Below are 9,184 nucleotides of genomic sequence, written 5' to 3' on the forward strand. Positions count from 1 at the left end.
TGATGGCTCCCCGCTGCCCGCCGAGGTTCAGTCAAAGCTCGACGCCGGAACTGCGGCCGCACGTTCTGCGTACAGCGCCTTGGGTGAATTCCTTCGGGACGAACTGTTGCCCCTGGCGCCGGAGAAGGATGCAGTCGGGCGCGAACGCTACGCGCTGGCCTCGCGTTCATTCGTAGGCGCCGAAGTCGATCTGGAAGAGACCTACGCTTGGGGCGTTCAGGAGCTCGAGAGGCTTATCGGCGAGCAGGAAAAGGTCGCGGCGCAGATCAAGCCCGGCGCCTCCATTGAAGAAGCCAAGGCCATCCTCAATAGCGACCCTGCCCGCCAGATCAAGGGCACCGACGCCTTGAAAGCCTGGATGCAGGAACTCTCCGACCGCGCTGTCTCCGAGCTGGCCGATGTCCACTTCGACATCCCTGATGTTATGAAAACTCTTGAGTGCATGATCGCCCCCACCGACGAGGGCGGCATCTACTACACCGGCCCTTCCGACGACTTCTCCCGGCCCGGACGTATGTGGTGGTCAGTGCCGGCAGGCGAAGACACCTTCACCACCTGGTCCGAAACCACCACCGTTTTCCACGAAGGGGTGCCCGGCCACCACCTCCAAGTCGCCACGGCAACCTACCGCCGGGAACTCTTGAACAACTGGCGCCGCAATGTCTGCTGGGTCTCAGGCCACGGTGAAGGCTGGGCGCTCTACGCCGAGCAGCTCATGCTGGAACTGGGCTACCTAAAAGACCCAGGTGACCACATGGGCATGCTCGATGGCCAACGGATGCGGGCAGCCCGCGTAGTGTTCGACATCGGCGTCCACCTGGAACTGCCCGTCCCCGAACGTTGGGGCACCGGCACCTGGACGCCGGAGAAGGGCTTCGACTTCCTCAAAGCCAACCTCGACATCAGCGAAGGCCAGCTTCAGTTCGAATTCACCCGCTACCTGGGCTGGCCGGGACAAGCTCCGTCCTACAAGGTGGGGCAGCGTCTGTGGGAGCAGATCCGTGCCGAGCTGGAGTCCCGTGAAGGCTTCGATCTCAAGTCCTTCCACAGCAAGGCGCTCAACATCGGCTCGGTCGGTTTGGACGTGCTGCGCCGGGCGTTGCTGGGCTGATTCGGCTCGAGTGCCTCCGGCCAGAGGCTGGGGGCACTCGGTGTGTCGCGACGGTGGTTTAGTCAAACTCCATGAAATCCCGTACTGCCGCAATCAGCCACTCATCCATCGAGTGGTATTCCGCTGCCTGGTGGCGTACGGCCGCCCCAGTTGCGTCCCGCATCACGTCGTAGTCATCGACGACCACGACGTTCTTACCGGTCCAGCAGGCCACATCATCGTTATCGGACCTGCAGGCAAAAGGAATCAGGTTCCAGCCAGGGAAAACCTCGTCTGTGTGTTTCATTCGCTGCGCCTGCTGTGCTCCTCGTAGGAGTTCCCAAGGTTCCAGATCCACTATGCCTCGCTCGATCATGCGGTCATAAAGAACTGGCAATGCAAGATTCTGCGTCATGGTTTTCCTCCCAGTGGCCGTCAAGCACATCTGAATTCTCGAAGAGACTCTACAGTTCATTTCATATGGTGAAGGAGCTGCCTCAACTGAGTTTCCGTAGCGTCGACGCGCGAGACTAGTTCCTCATTATCAATGGTCCGCAACACTGCCGATATGGCCGTTCGTAAGACATCAGTTTCTCCGTCATCGACAGCTGAGGAATGGCCCGGGAGGCACTCCTGAAGCACCTCTTCACGAGGGTCGTCTACCTCGTATCCAGGTGTTTCAAGAATCCAGCACATTATCATCCATGTCCGGGCTGTTCCACTAGCTCAGTCGATTTGTTGAAATGAATAGACCATCGGCGTGATGCGTAACATCTCGTGCAACTTCCACGTTGATTGTGTTGTTGCGCCAATCTGGAAGGCGAAGCGTCCACCGCCGGCCAATTCGCTTGCCACGGCATCCCGGTTCGACTCGGTGATACCCCATGTCAACGTCAGGGTTCCACAATCGGAGGTGCTTATCTGCACCCGCGACCAGGTCCCTCCCCCTGACCCGAGACCGCCCTCCGCACCCATAACCGTGCATTCAATGGACACTCTATGAGTCTCGTCATACGCATCCGAAACCGTTGCCACAATAAATATAGCGACAGGCACCAGTAAGGCCGAGGACACGATCGTCCAAAAAACCCATCGATCCCTCCGGAGTTGCCTCTGCGACTTCTCGGATAGATGGCCTGACACCTCCCGACCCGTTGATGCGCCCATGTTTCCTCCTTGAGATACGTGCCCTATTTATTGGCGAGCACCAGCATCCCTTCCGCGGAAACTGGTATCGGGTCGGGGGTGAGATCCGGACGTTTGGATCAGAGCAACACTGGCAGACGCCGTCCCATGGGAAAGCACCGAGGCGGCTGACTCGGCTCATGTGACACAGCCACAGGAACAGAATTGCCATGCAATGCTCGTATCTTTTCACCTAGATGCCGGTGCGCTGGACTTGATACTCGCCAATCTTGCCGGTCATAAACTATTTTTCTTGCCTTGCACTGCCGTTGACACATCCATCACCAACTATGCTGAAGCCTTCAAAGAACGTCGAAGGGAAATTCCTGCCCTAAAGCGAGTAGTCAACTAGTCCTTAGTTACCAGACCTACATAGACAAATAGGCGCCGGCAATGAGTATCCCTTGGGCCATGTTTAGCCGCACAATGATGCAGGTGAGAATCATGCCTATTCCGAAGATGCATAAAGCGAAACGGCCGTTTTGGCCCACATGGAACTGACATTGTCGTTTGCCAAACTTCTTCCGATGCCGGATTAGCCTCCAGATTGGAGGCCCGGGAAGGGAGAACCCACCGTGTGAGACAGGATCGCCTGTCCCGTAGCTCACGGCCGTACGGAGAAGCCCGGGTTTACGGGGACCCAGCCGGAACGATTATCGAGGTCGGATATTCAACCCAATCTCCATGTCTGCCCTCCCGATAGAGTCGGTCCGCAGTCCGCTGACACTCCTGCAAGTCATTCCATGGCCCGCTCCGACCCACACCAACAGCACCTGCCAATTCCTTTGCTGAAACAACGCTTGGCGGTCCGGGTTTGGTCATAACCTCATACATGTGATGTCCCCGTATAAGCAGACCCTTGCGAACTGGCACCGCTATCAAGCGCAGATATGTGTTTCCCTCGATGTACATCCCACTATCCCTACCGTAAATCCCACGCAGGTTGCGGATCCTGTCGGTAGCCAGCATATCCAGCCACCTCTGCCTGTTCCATGTCATAGTAATTGCTGGCGGGCAAGGCACCCGGTCCTCTCGGATTCAGGGCCGGGCTTGGTGCTCCAATATCCACGATCTCGTGGCCCTGCATCATCTGATAGTTAATCCACTTCTTGTTGGCCCAAAGATGGATACCGTCATGTACCGAGTTGGGGAGATTTCGGTATGTAAAGTTGTAAAACGACTCAGGAAGTGCCGTGTACGTCCCGTAACCGTTGTTACCACCATATGGATGCACTCTTTGATCCATCATCCGGCCCATAACTACCGTGTCCGCGCTGGGATTTCTTGTGACTGCCCCCATGATGCCTTGGCTGATTTTTTGGCCCGCCGCCCCACCGACCCCTCCCGTAGCTGCACCGAACACTGTCCCTTGGGTAGCCGCTCCCAGCGCTCCTGCGACGGTGTGCGGGCCAGGGCCGGCGTAGTAACCATACGTACCTTGAATACCACCGCTGATGCCGCCCGAACTAGCCCCGGCCACTAGGGTTGCCTTCATCCCGCTCAAACCAGCGCGAGCGGCGATGCTGGCACCCCCGAATCCGCCAAGGGCGCCACTGAGAGCAACTTGCCCCCAATCTACCTCTCCAGTAGTTGCCTTTTGAATGATGGTGTCGGCACCCGCACCTATGAGCATCATCCCCACGGGTCCACCAACACCGGTCGCCATCAAAACGCCACCAGCGACCACCATCGCGCCACCAGCCAAATATTCCCAGTTGTGTCCGAGCCAGTCTCCGGTGGCGGCGATGGCGCCGCGGGAGGAGCCGTCGTAGGCTTTCAGGTCAGCATCGGTCAGAGGCCGCAGCCCGGTGGGGTCGGTGGTGTTGAGGGGGTTGTTTCCGGCGTAGGAGTAGGGGTTCCCGTCCCAGCCCGCTCCCAGGACGGGGGCGAGGGGGTCGGTGGAGAGGAATCCCCGGGTGGCCGGGTCGTACGCGCGTTGGCCGAGCCATTCGAGCCCGGCGATGTCGATCCCGCCACCAGCGGTCAGGCCGATACCGGCGGGCAACCCACCACCCAGACCACCAGCATGAGCAACTCCAGGGCTGCCCGGGTTGGGGGTGGTGGGGGTGCCGAGGACGGCCCAGGGGTCGTGCTGGTCAGTCGGTCGGGCGGCCCGCCACCCGAGTGTGGTCCACGCGTCCCCGATGCCGGTGACACCGCCGGGCAGGGACAACACCTGGGTTGTGTTGGCACCGGCGAGGGTCGGGACGGGCGCGGCGGTGTCCCACCACAACGGTGTGCCGTCCACGGTGGCGAGTTCACCGAGCGCGTCGACGTGGAGCCGGTGCCGGTTTTGTTCGGCCCCGTCCGGGTCTTTTTCGATGGTGCCGGTGAGGTAGCCGGTGGGGCCCCAGGCGTATTCGGTCCAGGACCCGTCGGCCCCGATCACCCGCACCCGCCGACCCAGCCCGTCATACACGTACTCAGTCCGGGCACCGTCAGGGTCCGTGACAGTTAGGAGTTGCCCCGCGGCGTCGTACTCAAAGGTGCGGGCCCCGGTGGGGGTGGTTTCGCGGAGCAGCCGCCCACCGGCGTCGTACTCCCACCCCACCACCGAACCCGACGCCTCCGAGTCAGTCACAGTGGTGGTGGCGGAGACCATTTGCCCGGCAGTGTCGTACCCGTACCGGGTCACGACCCCGCCCCGGGACAAGCCGGTGATCCGGCCGCCGTCCTCACGACCGATCAACGTCACATCAGCAGCACCCGGAGGGTTGGTGCCGTTGTCGGCGGTGGTGCGGGTGTGCTCGCTGAGGTTCCCTCCCCGATACACCCACTCCTGCACCAGGTCCCCGGCGGTCGCGGTGGTGATCCGTCCGGAGGGGTCGTGGGTGAAGGCCGCGTCCCCGAGCAACGGGTTCGACACCTTCAGGACCCGGCCCGCGGCGTCGCGGATGTAACGGGTGGTGGTGCCGGTGGGGTCGGTGAAGGCGGTGCGGTTCCCGTCACCGTCATACTCCCACCCCAACACCTGACTCCCGGTCCCGGTCCCGTTGGAGCGGCGGGTGAGGAGGCCGCGGCGGTCAAAGCACAGTTCGTGCTCGACCGCATACCCCGCCCCACCCGTATGGTCGGTGATAACCACCCGCCGGCCCGCCACGTCACGTTCGATCGCGGCGATCAGTGCACCGTCCACCGACGTCGACGCTTCCCGGCCCGCGGTGTCGTAGGTCCAGGTGGTGGTGTGCCCGTCCGGGTCCGTTTGGGAGAGCTGCCGGCCCGCCGGGTCATACGTCGCGGTCGTGACCCTCCCGAGCGGGTCGGTCACACTATCGACCTGGTCCGTGGCCGTATAGGTGCGGGTGGTCACCCCACCCAAAGGGTCGGTGATGCGGGTGAGGCGGCCGCGGGTGTCGTACTCGAACCGGGTCCGGCCACCCACCCCGTTGACGGTCCCGGTCAGTTCCCCGGCGAGGTTGTATTCGAAGCGGCGGGTCCCGTACCAGGAATCCTGGGAGAAGGTCAGCCGCCCAACCTTGTCGTACCCATACCGGGCCGTCCCCTCCCCCGGCGTATGCCTCGCGGTCAACCGCCCACAGGGATCGTAAGCGAAGGTTTCGACTTCCCCGGTGGGCAGTCTCCTCGCGGTGAGGCGCTGGTCGGGGTCGTAGGACAGTTCCGTGACCGCCCCGACCGGGTCAATACTCTTCCATGGGCGGCCGCAGTGGTCGTACTCGAACCGGGTCACCGCCCCCGTGGGGGAGGTGATCGAGGTGATCTTCCCCGCAGCGTCACGGCCCAGGACCGTCAACCCGCCCTCACCATCGACCAACTCGACCGGGTTCCCCGCACCGTCATAGCTGACCAGTTCCGCGGACCCGTCCGCGAACTCGGCCCGGGTGGGGCGGCCGTACTCATCAAAACTCAAAATCGACGACGCGAAGGCGTCCGTCAGGGACGCCGTCCCGGCCGCCCGATCGGTGACCGCTCCCGTGCGGACACCGGTCGGATCCACGACGGCGGTCAGGGCACCGACCGTGTCGTACTCCCTCACCCAATCATGCCCGGCCGGGTCCGTCACCGAGACGAGCCGGGAGAGGTTGTCATGGGTGAAGCCCCACGACGCCCCGTCCGGCAACACCGCAGCCGTGAGGTTCCCCAGCTCATCAACCACCCGCTCCACGACCCGTCCGAGCGGGTCGGTGGTGCGGGCCAACTCCCCGTTGGGGGCGTACTCAAACACCGTCCGACCCCCATCAGGAGCAACCACCGCAGTGGTCCGGCCCGCGGCGTCGTGCTCAAAAGCCCACACCGCCCCGTCCGGGTCCACCCGACGCACCAACACCCCGGCCTCGTCATAACCGAACCGGGTCTCAGCCCCCGACGGGCTCACCGCCGTCACCGGACGGCCCGCCCGGTCCCGCACAATCCTCGCCACATCCCCGGCGGCGTTGGACGTTCCGGTCACGTCCCCGAACTCGTCGTACTCAAAACCAATCCTGACCCCCACCGGGTCAGTGACCTGGGTCAGGAGCCCGTCCCGCCACACCAGCTCGGTCCGGCCACCCAACGGATCCAGAACCACGGAAGGGTCCCGGGACAGGTCATCAGCGTACTCATAGGCCACGACGGACCCGGACGCGGTCACCAGGGTGGTGATACGGTCCTGCTCGTCCCAGCCGTAGCTCAGGTCAGCGCCTTCCGGGGTCACGGTCCGGATCTTCCGGCCCCGGGTGTCGTAACCGTGGACCGTGACCGCACCGTCACGCTCGGTCAAGGACACCAGATTCGAGTGCCCGTCATAAGACATGGACTGGCGCCGGTCCTCGGCATCCAACACCCCCACCAGGCGGCCCTTCGAATCAGCGACCCAGGAATTCGACCGGGACCCGTCCTCATCAGAGACCACCGTGACCCGGCCCGGTAAATACGCGAACCTCGTCCGCCGCCCATGCTGAGTGACCTGCATGATGACCCGGCCGGCCTCGTCATAGCTGTTCGCGGCCTCCACCACACCCGCAGCAGAAACCACCGAGGCGATCAAGCCCTGCTCGTTCCACCCATACCTACGGGTGCCGGTCTCCGTGCCCACACGGGTCAGCCGGCCCTCGGCGTCGTACCCGTACTCAACCCGGCGCCCATCCGATGAACGAACCACCCCGACCACACCATCAACGTAATCAATCTCCACAAACCGGCCCCGCACATGCACCAACCGGCACACCACACCCGGCACACCGCCGTCGATACCTTCTTGGCGGTGGGCGGAGATGGTCCGGCCGGGCCCTGCCCCGGTCCCGAGCCACACCCCGGCAGTGGTGTACGCCCACCAGCCGCCCTGATTGTCGGTAACGACCAGCACCTCGGTAACACCTTCGGGGACCGAGGTCAGCTCCGCCAACCACGGTGTGCCGGCATCTTCTTGGGTGAGCCAGTAGTTCTCCCCGACGGCGCGGGCCCAACCCGCACCCTCACGCGGGAAGTCCACCGCCCGGCCGTCGGCCATCACCCACCGGCACCCCTCATCAGTGAAGGCCAGGTGCTGGTCCAGCACCGAAGCCCACCCCGGACCAAACACCCCAACAGTGCCCAGGCCCGAACCGAGAGAGTTATACATCCTAGTGACCGCCAAGTCAGCGGCCGCCCCGGCGAACCCCAGATCCGTTTCGGGTTCAATGAAATTCCCCGTGGCCGTGTTCACCGGATCATTGGCATACCCGGACGAGGGCATCGCCCCGGCCGCCGTCGGCGGGTCAATGACCAACCCAGTCCGGGTCCCCGAAACACCCGCCGCGGCCAACGCCTCGTTCACCGCCGCATCCGACAGGGTCGAAACCGCACCCTCACCCCCGGCAGCAGCAAACGCGTCCGCGACCACCAACGCCCACCCCGCGTCCGCCTCATTCGCCGCCAAATACTGCCGGAACGCCGTCACCACACCCGCAGCGTCAATCCGGCCCCACCCGCACCGGTCCGCGAACGAAGACAACTCCGACTCCAAGGACCCCGGCACCGACGCAACACCGTCATCCAGACCACGCGAACCCGCAGCGAAAGTCCGCAACGACTCCGGACGCGCCGAGGACACCCCGCCCCCAAACCCGCCACCCGGGCCAGGGGGCACCCGCGACCCCGGTACCGGGGCTTCGGACGGGAACGACGGCCCACTCCCGGGCTCCATATTCGGACGCGCCTCCTCACCCCAGAGGCTGTCACCAAACTGCTCAAGCCAGTTACGGTTGTTATGCCGCCGCACCCACTCGTTGTTCTCCCGACGCCGGTCATCCTCTTCCCGCGCACGCTCGATCATGGTGCCCACATACCCGGCCACCGTCCGCAACGCCGCGGCCAAAGACTCCGCGTCCCGCGACGCCGTCACCGCGTTCGCCGCGAACACCTCCGAAAAATGCCCCCGGAAATCCTCCCCAGCCGAGGACACCAACGGCGTCCGAGACCCCGAATGCTCCTGGACCCGCGACGCTGCGGACTCAAAAGCACCCTTCACCGACTCAGCAACCCCATACACAAACCGGCCACCATGACCAACACCGGAATCCGGCAACAACGGCATCTCAACGAACTCGGTCACAACCACAGCCCCCACAGAACAAGAACGCGAACAAAACCAACAACCCACAAAAACCGGGACCACAAGAACACCGGCCCTACAAACACACAGCGCAACGGCCGGGCAACCACACCGCACTAACGCGGCACGATCACCCGGCCCTCACACCAACGAACCACAAAATCAGGCCCCGCCACCAGCAGAGAAAATATCCTGCGAAATCTTCTGCAACTGACCCCGCAACTGCTCCAACTCTTCCCTGGCCTTATCCAAAGCAGCCTTCGTCTCCGGCCACGTCGAACCACGGAACTCAGCAGCCAACGGACCATCCCACACATTCGGATCCGACAACACACGACCCTGGGCATCCAACGCCGAAATCTGATCCGTAAACCCACCAG

At 63.3% G+C, this 9,184-nt stretch carries 4 protein-coding genes; 1 reads left to right on the forward strand and 3 read right to left on the reverse strand.

All coding sequences use genetic code 11. The features are described 5' to 3' along the window. A partial coding sequence (locus HP499_RS16070) for a DUF885 domain-containing protein (protein WP_172325232.1) occupies positions 1 to 1,111 on the forward strand: 1,111 nt, incomplete at its 5' end. A gap of 58 nt (positions 1,112 to 1,169) precedes the next feature. Here the strand turns inward: HP499_RS16070 and HP499_RS16075 are convergent. From HP499_RS16075 to HP499_RS16085, 3 genes are all read right to left on the reverse strand, one after another. After that, a complete protein-coding gene (locus HP499_RS16075; RefSeq protein WP_139183447.1) occupies positions 1,170 to 1,505 on the reverse strand; it encodes a hypothetical protein in 336 nt (111 codons plus the stop codon). Between the two features lie 1,692 nt (positions 1,506 to 3,197). Then, complete coding sequence (locus tag HP499_RS16080) at positions 3,198 to 8,804, reverse strand: DUF6531 domain-containing protein (RefSeq protein ID WP_309138407.1); 5,607 nt, start codon at positions 8,802 to 8,804, stop codon at positions 3,198 to 3,200. 162 nt (positions 8,805 to 8,966) lie between these two features. Next, a partial coding sequence (locus HP499_RS16085) for a pyrophosphorylase (protein WP_172325233.1) occupies positions 8,967 to 9,184 on the reverse strand: 218 nt, incomplete at its 5' end.

This window comes from Paenarthrobacter sp. CM16 (genome assembly GCF_013179505.1).
In the GTDB taxonomy this organism is placed as follows: Bacteria; Actinomycetota; Actinomycetes; order Actinomycetales; family Micrococcaceae; genus Arthrobacter.